General features: G+C 63.5%; 15 protein-coding genes. 13 read left to right on the top strand and 2 right to left on the bottom strand.

Features of this window, described 5'->3' with window-relative positions:
* Nucleotides 1–31 precede the first annotated feature (31 nt).
* The 7 genes from AC3EMP_RS26330 to AC3EMP_RS26300 all read left to right on the top strand — a co-directional run bounded on the left by AC3EMP_RS26330 (nt 32) and on the right by AC3EMP_RS26300 (nt 6,918).
* Nucleotides 32–901, top strand: a complete 870-nt coding sequence (locus AC3EMP_RS26330) for an ABC transporter permease (RefSeq protein ID WP_023712105.1) — start codon at nt 32–34, stop codon at nt 899–901.
* Nucleotides 901–1,689 (top strand): ABC transporter permease, encoded by a 789-nt coding sequence (locus tag AC3EMP_RS26325; RefSeq protein WP_352710885.1) that lies wholly within the window; start codon nt 901–903, stop codon nt 1,687–1,689. The genes AC3EMP_RS26330 and AC3EMP_RS26325 overlap by 1 nt, the downstream gene beginning before the upstream one ends.
* Nucleotides 1,689–2,756 (top strand): ABC transporter ATP-binding protein, encoded by a 1,068-nt coding sequence (locus AC3EMP_RS26320; protein ID WP_023712103.1) that lies wholly within the window; start codon nt 1,689–1,691, stop codon nt 2,754–2,756. The genes AC3EMP_RS26325 and AC3EMP_RS26320 overlap by 1 nt, the downstream gene beginning before the upstream one ends.
* A gap of 103 nt (nt 2,757–2,859) precedes the next feature.
* Nucleotides 2,860–3,948, top strand: a complete 1,089-nt coding sequence (locus AC3EMP_RS26315) for a Gfo/Idh/MocA family protein (RefSeq protein WP_352710888.1) — start codon at nt 2,860–2,862, stop codon at nt 3,946–3,948.
* A 55-nt stretch (nt 3,949–4,003) separates the two neighbouring features.
* Nucleotides 4,004–4,918, top strand: a complete 915-nt coding sequence (locus AC3EMP_RS26310; protein WP_352710891.1) for a sugar phosphate isomerase/epimerase family protein — start codon at nt 4,004–4,006, stop codon at nt 4,916–4,918.
* 16 nt (nt 4,919–4,934) lie between these two features.
* On the top strand, nt 4,935–6,029 hold the full coding sequence (locus AC3EMP_RS26305; RefSeq protein ID WP_352710893.1) for a fatty acid desaturase family protein: 1,095 nt from the start codon (nt 4,935–4,937) through the stop codon (nt 6,027–6,029).
* 85 nt (nt 6,030–6,114) lie between these two features.
* Nucleotides 6,115–6,918: a 3-methyl-2-oxobutanoate hydroxymethyltransferase gene (locus AC3EMP_RS26300; RefSeq protein ID WP_352710896.1), complete on the top strand. Its 804-nt coding sequence runs from the start codon at nt 6,115–6,117 to the stop codon at nt 6,916–6,918.
* Here the strand turns inward: AC3EMP_RS26300 and AC3EMP_RS26295 are convergent, their stop codons facing one another.
* Nucleotides 6,919–8,427 (bottom strand): HAL/PAL/TAL family ammonia-lyase, encoded by a 1,509-nt coding sequence (locus AC3EMP_RS26295; RefSeq protein ID WP_023823208.1) that lies wholly within the window; start codon nt 8,425–8,427, stop codon nt 6,919–6,921. It abuts the gene before it with no gap.
* Nucleotides 8,424–9,425: an ornithine cyclodeaminase family protein gene (locus tag AC3EMP_RS26290; RefSeq protein ID WP_023696222.1), complete on the bottom strand. Its 1,002-nt coding sequence runs from the start codon at nt 9,423–9,425 to the stop codon at nt 8,424–8,426. The genes AC3EMP_RS26295 and AC3EMP_RS26290 overlap by 4 nt, the downstream gene beginning before the upstream one ends.
* A gap of 109 nt (nt 9,426–9,534) precedes the next feature.
* Here AC3EMP_RS26290 and AC3EMP_RS26285 point away from each other — a divergent pair, with 109 nt between their 5' ends.
* From AC3EMP_RS26285 to AC3EMP_RS26260, 6 genes are all read left to right on the top strand, one after another.
* Nucleotides 9,535–10,962, top strand: a complete 1,428-nt coding sequence (locus tag AC3EMP_RS26285) for a DHA2 family efflux MFS transporter permease subunit (RefSeq protein ID WP_352710900.1) — start codon at nt 9,535–9,537, stop codon at nt 10,960–10,962.
* 272 nt (nt 10,963–11,234) lie between these two features.
* Nucleotides 11,235–12,221, top strand: a complete 987-nt coding sequence (locus tag AC3EMP_RS26280; protein WP_023699681.1) for an ABC transporter permease — start codon at nt 11,235–11,237, stop codon at nt 12,219–12,221.
* Nucleotides 12,222–12,280: 59 nt separating this feature from the next.
* A complete protein-coding gene (locus tag AC3EMP_RS26275; protein ID WP_023668177.1) occupies nt 12,281–13,306 on the top strand; it encodes a sugar ABC transporter substrate-binding protein in 1,026 nt (341 codons plus the stop codon).
* Between the two features lie 79 nt (nt 13,307–13,385).
* Complete coding sequence (locus AC3EMP_RS26270) at nt 13,386–15,509, top strand: ABC transporter permease (protein WP_352710903.1); 2,124 nt, start codon at nt 13,386–13,388, stop codon at nt 15,507–15,509.
* Entirely contained in the window at nt 15,506–16,555 is a 1,050-nt protein-coding gene (locus AC3EMP_RS26265; protein WP_352710906.1) for an SMP-30/gluconolactonase/LRE family protein, read from the top strand. Before AC3EMP_RS26270 ends, AC3EMP_RS26265 begins: the two co-directional genes overlap by 4 nt.
* Nucleotides 16,555–18,051 carry a sugar ABC transporter ATP-binding protein gene (locus AC3EMP_RS26260; protein WP_352597133.1) on the top strand — a complete coding sequence of 499 codons (1,497 nt, stop codon included), beginning with the start codon at nt 16,555–16,557 and terminating at the stop codon, nt 18,049–18,051. The genes AC3EMP_RS26265 and AC3EMP_RS26260 overlap by 1 nt, the downstream gene beginning before the upstream one ends.
* Nucleotides 18,052–18,346: the final 295 nt, after the last annotated feature.

The following is an 18,346-nucleotide window of genomic DNA, read 5'->3' as shown; positions in this document are numbered from 1 at the left end:
CTGGCCCTTCAATCCTGGGGAGGAGGGTATCATGGCGGTACAGGGTGCGGTCGCGTCGCGCAGCGGGCTGAGATCGGCCCTGCCGCTGCTGGCGCCGGCCTATCTCTGGCTGACGGTGGCGATCTTCCTGCCGCTCTCGGCCATGGTGTTCTTCTCCTTCATGACCGACCTGCCGCTGTCGGGAAAGCCGTGGGCCTTGACCCTTGGCAATTACGCCGCCTTCTTCTCGCAGAGCCTGTACCTGACGCTGCTGCTCGCTTCGCTGCGGCTCGGCCTCGAAGTGACTTTGTGGTGCGTCGTCATCGGTTATCCCGCAGCCTATGTGTTGGCCAAGGTGCTGAAGGGGCGCAGCCGCGAGGCGATCTTCCTGCTGGTCATCCTGCCGTTCTGGTCGAACGGGCTGGTGCGCATCTTCTCCTGGGCGATGGTGCTGCGCGAGGGCGGCATCCTCGACACGGCGCTCAACGCCGTGCTGCCGTTCAATATCAACATCGACCTGATGTATTCCTACCCCGCAGTCATCATCGGCCTGGTGCACTCCTACGTGCCCTACATGGTGCTGACCTGTTACCTCACTTTGCAGGCCATCGACGACTCGCTGATCGAGGCCGGACGTTCGCTGGGCGCCTCGCGGCTGCAGGTGCTGAAGCGGGTGATCATCCCGCTGTCTATGCCCGGCCTGGTGGCAGGTGCGGCACTGATCTTCGTGCCGGTCGTCGGCTCGTTCATGGAGCCGCGCATTCTCGGCGGCCGCACCGGCACGTTCTATGGCACGGTGATCGAGGACCAGTTCGTCGCCGTCTTCAACTGGCCGCTGGGGGCGGCGCTTTCCTTCATCCTGCTGGCGGTGGTGCTGGTGATCCTGGCGGTTGCCTCGCCGGTGCTGCGGAGGGCTGCTTGATGATGACGACCCGCATAATCGAAGGACTAGGCCGCTTCTACATCGGACTGCTGCTCGTCTTCCTCTATCTGCCGATCATCATCATGGCGCTGATGTCGTTCAACGTCTCGCCCTTCTACCAATTGCCGTTCGAATGGACGACGGAATGGTATGCCTCGCTCTGGCAGAACGACCAGCTGATCGCGGCGACCTGGAACAGCCTCGAGATCGCGGTCATCACCACGCTCATCTCAGTGGTGCTTGGCTCGGCCGCTTCGCTGGCGCTCTTCCGCTACGACTTCCGCGGCAAGAAAGTGCTGCAGGCGCTGCTGTTTCCGCCGATCGCCATTCCGTGGCTGATCACCGGCACGGCGATGCTGATCTTCTTCTTCGGCGTCGGCATTGGCCGCGGCCTGTTAGCCATCCTGCTCGGCCATGTGGCGCTGGCGCTGCCCTATGTCATCGTCGTCGTCTCGGCCCGGCTGCAGGCTTTTGCACCGGAGCTGGAAGAGGCGGCGCGCTCGCTCGGCGCCAACCAGTGGCAGGTGACCGCGCGTGTGACGCTGCCGTGGATCATGCCCGGCGTCATTGCCGGCGGCTTGTTCGCATTTGCCGTGTCGTTCGACCAGTTTGTCGTCTCCTACTTCCTGGCGACGCCGGGGCAGACGACGCTGCCGGTCGAAATCTACGCCGCGATCCGCAAGGGGTTCACGCCCGAGATCAACGCGGTCTCGACCATCATCATTGTCGTGTCGATGGCGCTGATGCTGTTCACGGCGCGCTTCTTCAAATTCGGCGGAGAGAAATAATGGCCGGCGTGCAGGTATCGAACGTCTCCCGCAGTTTTGGCGCGCACAAGGCGCTGGACCACGTCTCCATCGATTTCGCCGATGGCGGTTTCTATGGGCTGCTTGGCCCCTCGGGCAGCGGCAAGACCACGCTGCTCAGGCAAATCGCCGGCTTCGACTTTCCCGACTCCGGCCGCATCGCCATTGGCGGCGAGAGTGTGGAACGGGTGCCGGTCGAAAAGCGGCGCATCGGCATGGTGTTCCAGAACTATGCGCTGTTTCCCAATATGAGCGTCGCCGATAATGTCGCCTTCGGCCTGTCGGTGCGCGGCGAAACGAAAGCGACGATCGCCACCGAAGTGCAGCGCGCGCTCGATCTGGTTCAGCTCGGCAAGCTCGGCGAGCGCCGGCCGCACCAGCTCTCCGGCGGCCAACGCCAGCGTGTGGCGCTGGCGCGCGCCATCGTCACCAAGCCGCGCGTGCTGTTGCTCGACGAGCCGCTCGGCGCGCTCGACAAGGCGCTGCGCGTCGACATGCAGATCGAGCTGAAGCGCATCCAGCGCGAGATCGGCATCACCACCATCTTCGTCACCCACGACCAGGAAGAGGCGCTGACGATGAGCGACCGCATCGGCATATTGCGGGACGGCAGGCTCGTGCAGGAAGGGCCGCCGGAGGAAATCTACGACCGGCCGAAGAGCGAATTCGCCGCCACCTTCCTTGGCGACGCAAACATTTTTCGCGGCGATGCGACCGGCAACGGCATCCGGCTGCCTGACGGCACGGCGATCGCCGCCGGGGTGGGTGATCGGCTTGCCGCCGGTACGAAGGCCAGCTGCGCCGTGCGTCCCGAACGCATTCGCATCGCGACCGATGCCGGGGTTGCGGATGCGGCCAATGCCAACGCTCTGAAGGGCCAGATCTCCAAGCGCATTTTCGCCGGCAACAACAGCACCTATTTCGTCGAGCGTGCCGGCCAGACGTTGAAAGTCATCGTCCAGAATACCGGCAGTGACCGGCTGGCCGAGGGCCAGAATGTAATGCTCAGCTGGTCGCCGGAAAGCACCGTGCTGATTGCCGCAAACTAGTTCGCACCGTCACCCCGGCATGGTTCTGATGGGAATTGATGGAGCGGACCTTGGCTGATGGGCCGGCCATGGCGTTATATCCTGTCGTCCAAGGGAGGAATGGATGGCAGGCCAGGGTTTCGAGCCGGATGTGAGGGTTCGCACCAGCGAATACCGGATCGGTTGCATCGGCGCCGGCATGATCATGGCCGAATGCCATCTTGCCGCCTATGCGCAGGCCGGTTTCCCAGTCGTCGCCATCGCCTCGCGCACCAAGGCCAGCGCCGAGAAGGTGGCGAAGCGCTGGAGCATTGCGACCGTCCACGACACACCGGAACAGCTGATCGAGGATTCTGAGGTCGAGATCGTCGACCTTGCCTTTCCGCCCGACCAGCAGCCGGCGCTGATCCGCCATGCGCTGAAGCAGCCTCACATCAAGGCGATCCTGGCGCAGAAGCCACTGGCGCTGTCGGTCGATGAAGCCGTGAAGCTGCGCGACGAGGCAGCCAAGTCAGGCAAGATCCTCTCGGTCAACCAGAACATGCGCTACGACCAGTCGATGCGCGTCCTGAAGCAGATCATCGACAGCGGCGCGCTGGGCGACATCGTCTTTGCGCAGATCGACATGCATGCGATCCCGCACTGGCAGACTTTCCTTCAGGACTACGACCGGCTGACGCTCGCCAATATGAGCGTGCATCATCTGGACGTGCTGCGCTTCCTGTTCGGCGATCCCTCGGAAATCACCACGCTGACGCGCAAGGATCCGCGCACGACATTCGACCATTCAGACGGCATCACCGTCTCGACGCTGCGCTTTCCCTGCGGCGTGCTCGCCGTGTCGCTGGAGGATGTCTGGTCCGGACCGCGCCAGGAAGGCTATGAGGACGACCAGCACATCAACTGGCGCGTCGACGGCACCAAGGGTGTCGCGAAGGGCACCATCGGCTGGCCGAAAGGCGCTGCCTCGACGCTGACCTATGCGTCGACCGAGACGACCGGCGGCAAATGGGTGAGCCCGAGCTGGGACACGATGTGGTTCCCGCACGCCTTCATCGGCGTCATGGAGCAATTGCAGCACGCGGTGAAGACCGGTGCGCCGCCGGCATTGTCGGTGGCCGACAACGTCAAGACAATGGCACTGGTCGAGGCCGGCTATCGCTCGATGGCGCAAGGCCGCACCGTCAAACTGTCCGAGATATCGATCGACTGAACATGCCCGCCGAATAGTGTGGCGGCTGAATCGCTTACCGGGAGGAGTTCACATCATGATGCAGGCAGGTATCTTCACCGGCTATTTCCCCTATGAGCTCGCCGAGGCCGCCCGCCGCATCCGTGCACTCGGCTTCAACACGGTGCAGCTCGACATGCATTTCAGGGATGTCGATCTCACGGCCGGGCAGATCACCGGGGACAAGGCGAGGACAGTGCGCGACACGTTTCGCGACCACAATCTGCCGGTCTGCTGCATCTCGGGCTACACCAACATCATTCATCCCGACAAATCCGAGCGCGACAAGCGCGTCGGTTATCTCAAGGAAATCATCCGCAATGCGCGCGCCTTCGGCTCGCCCTACGTGATCTCGGAGACCGGCACATACAACACCGAATCCGACTGGGTGCATCACCCCAGGAACAAGACCGAGGAAGGCTTCGAGGAATGCCGCAAGGTGATCTCGGACCTTGCCCAGACGGCTTACGACCACGGCGCGGTGTTCCTGCTCGAAACCTATGTCAACAATGTCGTCGGCTCGGTCGAGGAGACGGTCAAAATGTTCGCGCAGGTCGACCATCCAGGCCTCGGCCTGCTGATGGATCCGACCAATTATTTCGAGGCGCACAATATCGACCGCATGGACCAGGTGCTGAACCAGGTGTTCGACACGCTGGCCGACAAGATCCGGATCGCGCATGCCAAGGATGTGAAACGCTCCGGCAGCGACAAGACGGAAAAGCATGCCGATATCGGCGATGCGGATGCGCATGAGGGGCTGACCTTCCGCGGCGTCGGCGAGATCGAATTGCCGGCGCCCGGTCTCGGCTCGCTCAACTACGACCTCTATCTGAAGCGGCTCAGCGAAAAGCACCCGAACATCCCGGTCATTATCGAGCATCTGACCGAGGAGGACGTGCCGCGCGCAAAGACATTCCTCGACGGGAAATTCCGCGCCAACGGGCTTTGAGGTAGGCGAGACGGTGATGGCGACGGCGGCCAAGACAAAGCGCGATTACGGCCTGGTCGGCGAAAGCACCCGCCGGGCGATCGAGACCGGGCTGGCCTCGGCCGAGTGGTATCACACCGACGTGCCGCGCAAGGCAATGAAGGAACTGATGCAGCGCTCCGACGGGCCGGCGATCCGCGATACCATCATCTGGATCGCAGCCATCCTGGGCTCGGCCGCCGGCATCATCTGGTTCTGGGGCACGTGGTGGGTGGTGCCGTTCCTGCTCGTCTATGGCGTGCTGTATGGATCGTCGAGCGACTCGCGCTGGCACGAATGCGGCCATGGCACCGCTTTCCGCACACGCTGGATGAACGATGCGATCTACGAAATCGGCAGCTTCATGGTGGTGCGCAATCCGGTGCAATGGCGCTGGAGCCATGCGCGGCATCACACCGACACGATCATCGTCGGCCGTGACGCCGAGATCGCGGTAATGCGGCCGCCAAATCTGGTCAAGGCGGCGCTTGCCTTCACCGGCATTCTCGATTTCCGTTATTCGCTGCCGATCCTGGCGCGCCAAGCGTTGCGCAAGCTGTCGGACGACGAAAAGAGCTACATTCCTGAGACCGAACAGGGCAAGGCCATCACGGCGGCGCGCTGGCATGTCGCCGTGTACGTTGCGACGATCGCCCTCGCGATCGCGCTGGGTTCATGGCTGCCGCTGGTGCTGATCGGCCTGCCGCGTCTTTATGGCAGCTGGCACATGGTTCTGACCGGCCTGCTCCAGCATATCGGGTTGGCCGACAATGTCGTCGACCACCGGCTGAACACGCGCACCGTCTACATGAACCCGGTCAGCCGCTTCATCTACTGGAACATGAATTACCACGTCGAGCATCACATGTTTCCGATGGTGCCCTACCATGCGCTGCCGAGGCTGCACGAGCTGGTCAAGCACGACCTGCCGGCGGCGAACCCGTCCATGTGGCATGCCTATCGCGAGGTCTGGCCGGTGCTGCTGAAGCAGCTGCGGTACGAGGATTATTTCCTCAAGCGCGAATTGCCGCCGACGGCGCGGCCCTATCGCGGTGAATTTCACGAGCTCGATATGTCGGCGGCGGCCGAGTAGCGAATAAACCACCCGCCTTCTATCCGGCCTGTTACGGGGCCGGTAAGGTGACCGGGAAAAGCAACCAGCCAACAGGGACATCCCGATGAGCCGAAAGAGACCGACCGTCGCCGATCTGCGCGCCATGAAGGGCAAGCGCCAGCTGACCATGCTGCGCGTCCTGACCATGGACGAGGCCGAGGCTGCCGAGCGGGCAGGGGTCGATATCGTCTCGGTGCCGCCCGATCTGGTGCTCAACCCTGAGTATCGCGATGCGGCGCCCAGCCTGTTCACCATGCCGGGCGAGAATTTTTATGAGATCGGCACGGCGGACGATTTCCTGCGCTGGGCGTTCCGGCTCTACAAGGCCGGCGCCGACGCCGTTTATTGCAGCGCCGGTTTCGCCACCGTGAAGCGGCTCGCCGACGACGCGATCCCCGTCATCGGCCATGTCGGCCTCATTCCGTCCCGCGCCACCTGGACCGGCGGCTTCAAGGCCGTCGGCAAGACCGCCGACACCGCCATGCAGATTTTTGAGGCGGTCAAGCAGTATGAGGCCGTTGGAGCTCTCGGCGCCGAGATCGAAGTGGTGCCAATCGAGGTGGCGAAGGCGATCTCGGAACGGACCTCGCTGATCATGCTGTCGATGGGTGCGGGCACCGGCTGCGACGCGCAATATCTGTTTGCCGACGATATTCTTGGCCAGAACCGGGGCCACATGCCGCGCCATTCCAAGGTCTACCGCAACTTCGCCGCCGAGTACGATCGTCTGCAGGCGGAACGCGTCGCGGCGTTTTCCGAGTACGTTGCCGACGTCGATAGCGGCGCCTATCCGGAAGACAGGCATGTCGTGCGCATGGATCCGGCCGAGCTCAGCCTGTTCATGAAACGGGTGGACGCAAAGGGCTGACTACTCGGCCTCCTTGCCGATCATCGCTGCACCTTGCCATGTTCCGTCGGCGAGCATGGCATGGAGTACCTCGGCATCCGTTCCCAGCGGCCGGTCCTCCCTCAGCATCGCCACATGCGCGCGCACCGCAGCATGGATCGCTGCGGTGCCGGGCGCCAGCTTGAGGCTATCGCGCAGATCGACGGCTTGCGCGGCGGCCATCAGTTCGAAGGCGATCAGCCGGCGCCATAGCGCGATCATTTCGGCGCATTTCGACACCGCCAGAGGGGTCTGCGTCGCATGGTCCTCGACGCCTTCGGACACGGGAAGGAAATCCAGCATCACCGGATTGGCCTTGTGGCGGATGCCGGCCAGGATTGCCGTTGCCGTCTTTTGCAGCGGCACGAAACCGGCCGAGGCGCCGCCGACCGGCGACAAATATTTCGGCAGGCCGTTGCGGCCGGAGCCGGCGAGCTGGATCAAGCGGGCAACGCTTGCCGCGGCACATTGCGCGATCCCCAGGCCGAGCGTCTCGAAGGCAAGTGCCAGCGATGCGGTGTGGAAATTGCCGGTCGACAGAACCAGCCCGTCATCGCCCAGCACCAGCGGATTGTCGGCGGCGGCATTGAGTTCGATCTCCAGCGCCAGCCGCGCCTGGTCGATCGCCTGGATCAGCGCGCCATGGATCGACGGCATGCAGCGGATCGACAGCGGGTCCTGCAAGGTGGTCGGCGTCGGCTCCTCGTCGCGGGCAAGCAGGTCGCGCAGGCCCTTGGCCGCGAGTTGCTGGCAGGCTGCCGGCCGCGCCAGATGCAGGCGCGGATCGAGGATGGTGCGGTTGGCGCCAAACCCTTCCATGGTCAGCGCTCCCGCCTGCTGCTGTTGCGCAAAGGCCGACAGCGCGTCGGCCAGTACCAACGCGCCAGTGCCGGCTGATACCGCCGAGGCGTTGATCAGCGACAGGCCGTCTTTCGGCGCCAGGCTGATCGGAGCCAACCGCGCCATCATCAACGCCTTGGCCGCCGGCATGCGCCGACCCTGATAGTCAGCTTCGCCGTCGCCGGTCAGCAGACGGGCGAGCGCCGCCATCAGCACGAGATCGCCGGCGCCGATCGAGCCCAACTGCGGCATTACCGGATGCACGCCGGCATTGAGCGCATCGACAAGGGCGGTGAAAGCCACCGGCGAAATGCCGGAGCCGCCGACTGCCAGCATCGCTGCGCGCGCAAGCATGGTCGCCCGCACCGCCTCTTGGGGCAACGGTTCGCCGACAGCGCCGCTTCGCCCTTCCAGCAACTGGCGCTGGAAGGCGCTGGCATCGCCCTCGACCGACGTGCCGAGATTGGCGCCGAGCCCGGTGTTGAGGCCGTAAATCTGCTGGCCGGACGCGGCGACCTGGTCGAGCACTTTTCGCGCTTTGTCGAGCCTCTCGATGACAGTCGGTTCAACCTCGACCTTGCGGCCGCCGCGGGCGACCGCCGCGACATCCTCGACGCTGACGCCGGCGCCGGTGAGGACGAGCGCGCTCATGCGAAGCGCAGCCTCTGGCCGATGCCTTTATCAGCAGCCTTGGCCAGCATCGCCTTGCCCAGCGCAATGTCGGACAGCGACAGGCCGCGATGCCAGAACAGGATCGTCTCGTCGTCGCTTTGCCGGCCCGGCTTGAGGCCGGCGGCGATCTGGCCGAGCTCGGCGTGCAGCGTGGTCTCGCTCAGCCTTCCGGTTTCGACATGAGCGCGCAGCGAGCCGAACTTGCCGCCCTTGCACTGGCCCCAATCGTCGACGACCATTTTCTGCATGATGTCGGTCAGCGACAGCTCCACCGCGCTCATCGTGCCGTACGGCACGACCAGTGCACCAGGCTTGATCCATTCGGTCTTGAGCAGCGGCTGCGGCTCCGGCAGCCGTGAGGCTTCGACGACGATGTCGGCGCCCTTGATGCAGCTTTCCCAGTCGGCAACCGCGGTGACTTTCTTGCCGAGATCGGCCGAGAGTTTGGCGGCGAAGCCGTCGCGGCTTTCCGGGCGGCGCGAATGGACGCGGATCTCGTCGAAGTCGAAGAGATGGTCGAGCAGGCGCACATTCCAGTAGGCGGTGCCGCGCGCGCCGATATGGGCCAGCACCTTGGAGTTCTTGCGCGCCAGATGTTTGGCGCCGATGGCGGTGACAGCGCCGGTGCGCATGTCGGTGATGACGGTGGCGTCGAGAATGGCGCGCGGCGTGCCGGTGCGCGGATCGAACAGGTTTAGAATGCCAAATTCTGAAGGGAGCCCGTGCAGATAATTGTCGACATAGTCGCCGACGATTTTCACGCCCGCCGTGTCGAGCGGCGCAACGTAGCCGCGCAGAACGTTGAAATGGCCATGGAAGGAAGGGTCGGGTTCAAGATGGACGCGCGGCTCGATCACCGTCTGGCCATTGCCTTGCGCGATAAGCCCGGCTTCGACAGCGGCAATGATTTCGCCGTCGGTCATCTCCAGGGCTTCGATATCTAGGGCATTGAGGTAGTCGATATAGATAGGCTTCATGCAATGTCCTTGGCCGCCCGCCCATCCATAACAGGCTGCGAGCCGACACGGAAGTTTGTTGGATAAGCTCTGGACGGGGCCAGCCATATGCTGTTCAACGCGGTTCGCTATGACTGCCGTTCCCGACACCGAGGCCTCCGCCGCAACCGCCAGCAATGCGCGGCGCGTGGCGTTGATCGTTGCCATCGCGTTTTTCATGCAGCTGCTGGATTCGACGATCATCTCGACCTCGCTGCCGCAGATGGGACAATCCTTCGGCGTGACGGCGGTGGCGATGAGCATCGGCATCACCGCCTACATGCTGACCATGGCGGTGTTCGTGCCGCTGTCGGGCTGGCTTGCCGACCGCTTCGGCGCGCGCAACATCTTCCTGCTGGCGATTGTGCTGTTCACGCTGGCCTCGCTGGCCTGCGGCTTCTCGCAAAATCTGCCTCAGTTCGTTGCCGCCCGTGTCGTGCAAGGCCTGGGCAGCGCGCTGATGACGCCGGTCGGGCGCATTCTGGTGCTGCGCAATGCGTCGAAGTCGGAGCTGCTCAACGCCACGGCGCTGATCACCTGGCCGGCGTTGTTTGCGCCCGTGGTCGGGCCGGTGCTTGGCGGCTTCATCACAACCTATCTCTCCTGGCACTGGAATTTCTTCATCAACATCCCGCTTGGGCTGGTCGGGCTGGTCGCGCGCTTCATTCCGGGCGACCGCGCGGCCGATCCCAAGCCGCTGGATTGGCCGGGGTTTTTCCTCACGTCGCTGGGGCTCGCGCTGCTGCTCTACGGCCTTGAGCGCATCGCACATCCGGAAGACGGCGCTTTGCCCGCCGTGCTGCTGATTGCCGCCGGCATCGTCATCGGCTGGCTGGCGGTGCGGCATCTCCGGCGCGCGCCGCATCCGCTGCTCGATCTCAGCGCGTTCAGGGTGCAGACCTTCGCCATCTCGACGCTTGCCGCCGGCACCATTTTTCGCGTGGCGATCAACGCCACGCCGTTCCTTTTGCCGCTGCTGTTTCAGGTCGGCTTTGGCCTTTCGCCGGTCGATGCCGGCTTGATGATCCTGGCCTACTTCGTCGGCAATCTCGGCATGAAGACGGTGACGACGCCGACGCTGCGACGCTTTGGTTTTCGCACGGTCATGGTCGTCAACGGCCTGATCGCCTCGGCCTCGATCATGGCCTGCGCGGCGATCTCGCCCGAAACGCCGCAGGCGCTGGTAGTGATGCTGATGCTGATCGCCGGCCTGACGCGCTCGATGCAGTTCACGGCGCTGAATACTCTGGCCTTCGCCGACATCGATGCCGCGCAGCGCAACTCGGCGGCGACTTTGTCCTCCATGCTGCAGCAGATATCGATGCTGTTCGGCGTGGCGGTGGCGGCTGCCATCCTCAACCTGTCGCAGATCGTCAGGCACCGGCCGGCGCTCGACCTCGTCGATTTTCGCATCGCCTTCCTGGTCATCGGCGCCATCGGGCTGGTGGCGGCGTTGCGGTTCCTCGTGCTGCCGCCCGGTGCAGGCGCCGAAGTTTCAGGCCACATGACCAGGACCTGAATTCGCGATTTTCGCCGCTCAGGCGGCAATTAATTCCGCCTTGTGCTTTCGCCTCAGAACGGCACCTTCGCGCATACACGCAATGGTGCAACGGAATGCCAAAAGCGCAGCCTTTTCCTAGGATTGCGCCAGTTCTAGCAATCGGTGCGTCCACTGGAAGATTATCACTGCCAACGGGCGTTCCGAGCGCGGATTCATTTGACGAAGCGGCGCCGAGCCGATTAGCTTTCTTCGGAAGGGGTGGCAGAGCTGCCATCGGGGCGAATGCAGACATGAACACGATTGGCTGGCCAAATGTCAGGAGCCTGAATCAGGAAGGCATTGTCTTTGCCATCGCCGTGGTGCTGTTCGTCGCCGCTGCCATTGGGCTGCCTGGTTTCATCGCTGCCAACAATCTCGTTGCCATCGTCCGCTCGGTGTCGGTGCTGGGCATTTTGGCGCTCGGCATGGCGGTCGTCATAATCGGCAGGGGCATCGACCTGTCGGCGGTGGCGATCATGGCGATGTCGGTCGCCTGGTATCTGCAATTGCTCAACGCCGGAACGCCTGATGGGCTCGCCTTCGCCTATGTGCTGGCAGGCGTGCTCGCCATCGGCCTGCTCAATGGTTTTCTCGTCGCTTATGCCGACGTGCCGGCGATCTTCGTGACGCTGGCGACCGGCTCCTTCGTCTTCGGCTATGTCCGCTCGCAACTGATCACGCAGGATGCGGTGCCGGTGCCTCAGGGCCATTGGGTGGAGCTGCTCGGCGGCCTGCGTTTCCTCGACATTCCGATCGAAGTGTTCGTCTTCGCCGGGCTCGCCTTCCTGTTCTTCGTGTTCCTGCGCTACACCAAATGGGGCCGCTACATCTATTTCGCCGGCGACAATCCGGTCGCCGCGCGCAACATCGGCATTCCGGTGCGGCCAATGCTGGTGCTGCGTTATGTGGTTTCGGCCTTTGTCGCGCTGATCGCCGGCCTGCTTACGGCGGCAAGCCTGCATTCGATCAACACCCGCGTCGTCAACTCGACGCTGCTCTATGACATCGTGCTGGTGGCGGTGATCGGCGGCATCGGCCTTTCCGGCGGGCGGGGCGGGGTGCGCAACGTGCTGGTGGGCGCTGCACTGATCGGCATCCTGTCGAACGCGATGACCATCATCGACATTCCGCTGCTCTATCAAAACCTGATCAAGGCGGCGATCCTGCTGGGGGCCATCATCGTCGACGGCATCATCAATCCGCGCGACGAACAGACCGCGCAGCAGGGCGACATCTAAGGGGTACCCGACGGGTCATGCGGACCGGCCGGCAATAAGTGAAAAACAGAGGATGTGACATGAAACTGATCAGAACACTGATGGCGGCCGCCACGGCGCTGGCCGCTACCGCCTTCGTCGCGCCGACCTTCGCCGCCGACGATCCGGGCCCGGCCGCATACGCGCAGGCGCTCAAGGGCAAGCGCGTCATGCTGGTGCCGCTGGCGATGGGCTTCGACCTTGCGCAGGGCTGGTCGCACTATCTGAAGACGGAAGTCGAGGCCTGGGGCGGCACCTTCGAAACACGCGATCCGAACTGGGTCGTCGATGCCGGCGCACAGGCGATCACCGACGCGATCTCGTCCGACACAAGGCCGGACGTGCTGATCATCCATGCGCCGGATCTCAACTCCTATTCCAAGCTGATGAAGAAGGCGCAGGCTGCCGGAACCTACGTCATACTGGTCGACAATCCCGCCAACTTCCCGGCCGACGCCTTTGTCGGCAGTGACTGGGACCGGCTCGGCCAACTCGAGGCCGAAGCGGCGATCAAGGGCTGCGGCGAGAATTCGTCGAAGAAGATCGGCCTTGTGCAGGGTGATCAGGCCAACTCGTCCAGTCTCTACCAGTATGCCGGCATCATGAAGGTGCTGGAGAAGCACCCCGACTTCAAAGTCGTGGCCAAGCCCGACTCCAACTGGGATCCGACGACGTCGCGCAACGTGACGACGACAATGCTGCAGCAGAACCCCGACATCTGCTCGATCATCGACTTCTGGGATGGCGACGCCACCGGCGCATCCGCCGCCATCCGCGACGCCAAGCTCGACGGCAAGGTCTTTTTGGTCACCACCGGCGGCGGCGAGAAGGCGGCCGATTGCGACAAATTGCAGGACGGAACTTACGGCGCCGTGGTGATGACCGATCTGGCTCGCCAGTCCGGCGACATGAACGCTATCATCAAGTTCCTGCTGCAGAGCGGCCAGCCGGCCGGCACGTCGCACACCTACATCTACACACTGGAGAAGGCTACGACCAAGGCCGACCTCAAGCCCGACAGCTGCTGGGACCTGAAGGCGCTGCAGGCCGAAGCGGCGGCGAAGTAAGCCGCGCTTTTTCGACTGAAATAAACGAGGTGGCTGGACAATCCGGTCACCTCGTTCCCTCATGGAATAGCAGCCGCCGATGTCCTTTCGCGAACGCCTCCAGTCCTGGCGCTACAATCTCGTGCCCGACCATCTGGTCGGCGAAATCCTGACAAAACGCTGGACCGACAACGCCATTCCGTTCCTGGCGCTGGTGGCGACGCTCAGCGTGTTCGGCTCGATCATTCCCGGCTTCTTCAAGCTGACCTCGCTACAGGAATCGACCCGCCAGCTCGGCGAGTTCTCGATGGTGGTCACCGGCATGACGGTGGTGATGCTGGGCGGCGGCATCGATCTGTCCGTCGGTTCGATCTTCGCGCTGTCCTGCTTCTCCGCCGTCTATGTCTTCTTCATTCTCGAACAGTCTATCTGGCTGGCGGTGGCGGCATCGCTCGCCACCGGCCTCATCTTCGGCGCCGTCAACGGCTACCTCGTCGGCTATCTCAGGCTGCGCGCCTTTCTGACTACGCTGGTCACCTTCATTTTTGGCCGGGCGCTGTTCGATATTCTCGTCACCACCTATGCCGCAGACGTGCAGCTTTCCCAGGCGACATCCGATGTGCTCGACTTCATCGGCGACAGCACCTTCTGGGGGCTTTCGGTCTCGGTGTGGCTGGCGATCATTCTTGCCATCGTCACCCATATCGCGCTGACGCGCTCACGGCCGGGCTGGCATGTGCTGGCGGTCGGCGGATCCAGGCGCTCGGCGCACAATGCCGGCATTCGCGTGCGCCGCACCGTGTTCATGACCTATGTCTTTTCCGGCTTCTGCGCCTCGATCGGCGGCTTCCTGATCGCTTGCCGCCTGAGTGGGGCAGGGCCGGGCACCGGCCTCAACCTTGAGATCATGGCGCTGACGGCGGCGGTGGTCGGCGGCGTCAGCCTGGGTGGTGGCCGCGGCTCGGTCATCAAGGGGCTGATGGGCGCCATCATCGTGCTGACCATGACCAACGGGCTGATCCGGCTGGGCTATGGCACCGGCACCAACCAGATGGTGCTGGGCATCATGCTGGCGGTGGCGGTGACGATCGACATTCGCTGGCTGAAGAACCGCCATAAGGTGCTCAACGAAGTCTATGTCGCGCCGGTCTATCTCAAGATGGGCGAGACACAGTCTGCGGTGCCGGGCTCAGGCACGCCCTACGCGCTCGACAACCGGCTGTCGGCGGCCGACCATATCGGGCTCGGCGAGTTGGAAGGGCCGGAAGACGTCATCCTCGACCGCGACGATCACCTCTATTGCGGCACGCGCCATGGCGAGATCGTCCGCTTCTTCGCGCCGGACTATGTGAAATCGGAGGTGTTTGCCCACATCGGCGGCTTTCCGCTGGGCCTGGCCTTCGACAAATCGGGCAATCTGATCAGCTGCGTCGGCGCCATGGGGCTCTATTCCGTCTCGCCGGATCGGGAAGTGAAGCGCCTGTCGGCCGAGACGTCGCGCTCCTGGACCTCGATCGTCGACGATGCGCGGCTGCGCGACCCCAATGATTGCGACATCGCGCCGGACGGGCGCATCTATTTCACTGACTCCACCAAGCGCTATGACGCCCACGATTGGGCACTGGACTCGATCGAGAACCGCGCCACCGGCCGGCTGCTGGTCTATGACCCGAAGGACGGTTCGACGAAGACACTGCTCGACGGCTACCGCTACACCAACGGTGTGTGCATGGCGCATGACGGCAAGTCGCTGTTCTTCGCTGAGAGCTGGGCCTGCCGCGTGCATCGCTACTGGCTGGAAGGGCCGAAGGCGGGCGCCGCCGAATGCGTCATCCGCGACATGCCGGGCTATCCCGACAACATCAACCGCGCCTCCGACGGCAATTACTGGATGGCATGGCTCGGCATGCGCACGCCGAGCTTCGACCTGTCGCTGCGCCATCCTGATATGCGCAAGCGCATGACGCGCCGGCTGCCGCAGGACGAGTGGCTGTTCCCCAACATCAACACCGGCGGCGTGGTGAAATTCAACGACAAGGGCGGCATTATCGAGGCGATGGGCGACCTCACCGGCGGCGCGCATCCGATGGTCACCTCGATGCGCGAGCACAAGGGTTTCCTGTTCGTCGGCGGCATCCTTAACAACCGCATCGGCCGCTACAAGATTGCGGGCGCCGACCCGAACTGGACCAGTTCCGCTTCTTATTGGGGAGCGAAGCCATGATCCTCGATCCTGTGCTCGACCTGTTTCGTGGCAAGGCGGTGACCATCCCACCGCTCGACGGCGCCTTCCGGCCCAACACGCGGCTCGATGATGCGCCGGTTTTTGCCGGGCTGATCGAGCCCGACAATCTGCTGGTTGCCGATGGCCGGCTGCTCGCTTCCAGCGGCAACGCCATCTATTCGCTTGCCGCAGGAGTGGAGCCGAAGGTTGTCGAGACCTTTCCTTCCCACATCACTGCGCTGGCTCTATCACTGTCGGGAGAACTGACGGTCGGACTTGAGAGCGGCAAGCTGCTGGTTGCCGGCAAGGAGGTTTCGCTGCCGGCCGGCGTCAGCTGCATCACCGCGCTTGCCTATGCAGACGACGGCACGTTGTGGCTGGCCAATGGCTCGGCTGAGCACACGCCGTCGCAATGGGCCGCCGACCTGATGAAGAAGGGCGCGTCCGGTTCGCTTTGGAGGCGGGACGCGGCCGCCGCCGAGTTCCGCAAAGTGGCCGGCGATATCGCCTTTCCCTATGGGCTGCATCCCATTGGGCGGGATGTGCTGGTCAGCGAAAGCTGGCGCCATCAGCTCGTTCGCTTCGATGGTGCGACCGGTAGCCGCTCGACCATGCTGACGCATCTGCCCGGCTATCCCGCGCGCCTCGCGCCGGCCGGCGATGGCGGCGCGTGGCTGGCTCTGTTCGCGCCACGCAACCGGCTGATCGAATTCGTTCTCCAGGAAACCCACTATCGGCGCGACATGCTAGACCAGGTGGCGCCGGCCTACTGGATTGCGCCGGCTTTGGCCTCCAATCGCAGCTTCCTCGAACCGCTGCAATGCGGCGGCATCCGTACCATGGGCATCCACAAGCCCTGGTCGCCGAGCCGCTCCTATGGGCTGGTGGTGAAGCTCGACCGGACCATGCAGCCGCAATTCAGCCTGCACAGCCGCGCCGACGGCACGCGCCACGGCATCTGCAGCGTGGCGGAGAAGGACGGCCGCCTGTTCATCGCCTCCAGGGGCGGCGATTGCGTGCTGGCCATCGACGCAGGAGGTCTCTGATGGAACCGATCGTGCGCCTGGAAAACGTCACCAAAAACTATCGCGGCGTGCCCGCGGTCAGACAAGTCAGCTTCGAACTGCGCAAGGGCGAAATCCACGCGCTGCTCGGCGAGAATGGCGCCGGAAAATCGACACTGACCAAGATCATTGCCGGCGTCGTCGACGCCACTTCCGGCAAGATGTTCCACAAAGGCCGCGAGATCGCCTACGCCTCGCCGCATGCGGCGCTCGAGGCCGGCATCGCCATGGTGTTCCAGGAGACCAGCCTGGTGCCGTCGATGACAGTGGCGCAAAACCTCTATCTCGGCACCGAAAAGTTTCTCAACCGGCTGCGCGGCACCTACATTTCGGCGCAACAGTTTTTGCAATCGCTGAACTTTCCGGTCGACCCGAACGCCATGGTGGCGACGCTGGGCGCGGCCAAGCGTCAGATGGTCGAAATCGCGCGCGCCGTTCACCACAATGCCGAGATCATCATCTTCGACGAGCCGACGGCGACGCTGACGCCGGAGGAGAAGCGGCACTTTTTCGCGCTGATCCGGCGGCTGAAGGCGAACGGCGTCTCGATCGTCTTCATCAGCCATGCATTGGAAGAGGCGCTGATGATCGCCGACCGCATCACAATCCTGCGCGATGGCGAACTGGTGATCACCGACGACAATTCGGCCTTCGACCGCGATAAGATCGTCGCCGCCATGGTTGGGCGTACGCTGTCGGGACAGATCTATCGCCAGCGCGACGAGGCCAGGCTGCGCAAGGCGGGCAAGAAGGTGCTGTCGGTGCAGGACATTTCGATGAGCAATGTCGTGCGCAACACCTCCTTCTCGATCTTCGAGGGACAGATCACCGGCGTGTTCGGGCTGATCGGCTCCGGCCGTACCGAGACCTTCAAGATCGTCTCCGGCATCTACAAGCGCGATTTTTTGCGCGGTGGCGCGATTGAACTCGACGACAGGCCGGTGCGCTATATCGTGCCGAGCGAAGCGGTCGCCGACGGCATCGTCTATGTTACCGAGGACCGCAAAAGCGAGGGCATTTTCGAGACGATGGGCATTGCCGAGAATTTGTTCGGCGGGCTCCTGGCGGCGGGTCGCGAAAAGGCCTGGGTGATCAACCAGCAGGAGATGCGCACGCTTTCCGCTGAATGGACGAAGACGCTGAACATCAAGGCGATCAACGACAATGCCCGCGTGGTCGAACTTTCCGGCGGCAACCAGCAAAAGGTGGTGATCGGCAAGGGGCTGGTGCAGCAGCCGCGTATCGTGATCTTCGACGAGCCGACGCGCGGCGTCGATGTCGGCGCCATCGCCGAGATCCACCAGATCATCAACCGGCTGGCCGATGAGGGGCTGGCCGTGGTCGTGATCTCGTCCTACCTGCCGGAAATCATGAACCTGTCGGACCGGATTCTGGTGTGCCGGCAGGGCCGCATCGTGGAGGAGTTCTCGCCGGCGGAGGCGACGGAGGAGAAGATCATGTATGCCGCGGTTCATTAGGGTGTTGAAGCAGGAAGCGAAAGGGGTGTGCTGCTGGGTTGAACAATGTGGAGATTAGCCGAGCCGTCCATCCCTTCGTCATCCACGGGCGGAGCAAGGAGCGTAGCGACGCAGCGCAGACCGGAGGATCCATGCCGGGACTCCTGAGCGTTTCTTCGGTCCAGAATTTTGCGCCGCTGCATCCCTCCCGCGAGGTCGCAGAATGGATCCTCGGGTCTCCGCGACGGCGCTTCGCGCCTGCTTCGCCCGTGGATGACGACGCTGAGATGCTTCGGCCAATCGCCATGGTTCTGTG

Source organism: Mesorhizobium sp. P160219 (assembly GCF_057786095.1).
This window is presented reverse-complemented; position numbering and strand designations above follow the sequence as displayed.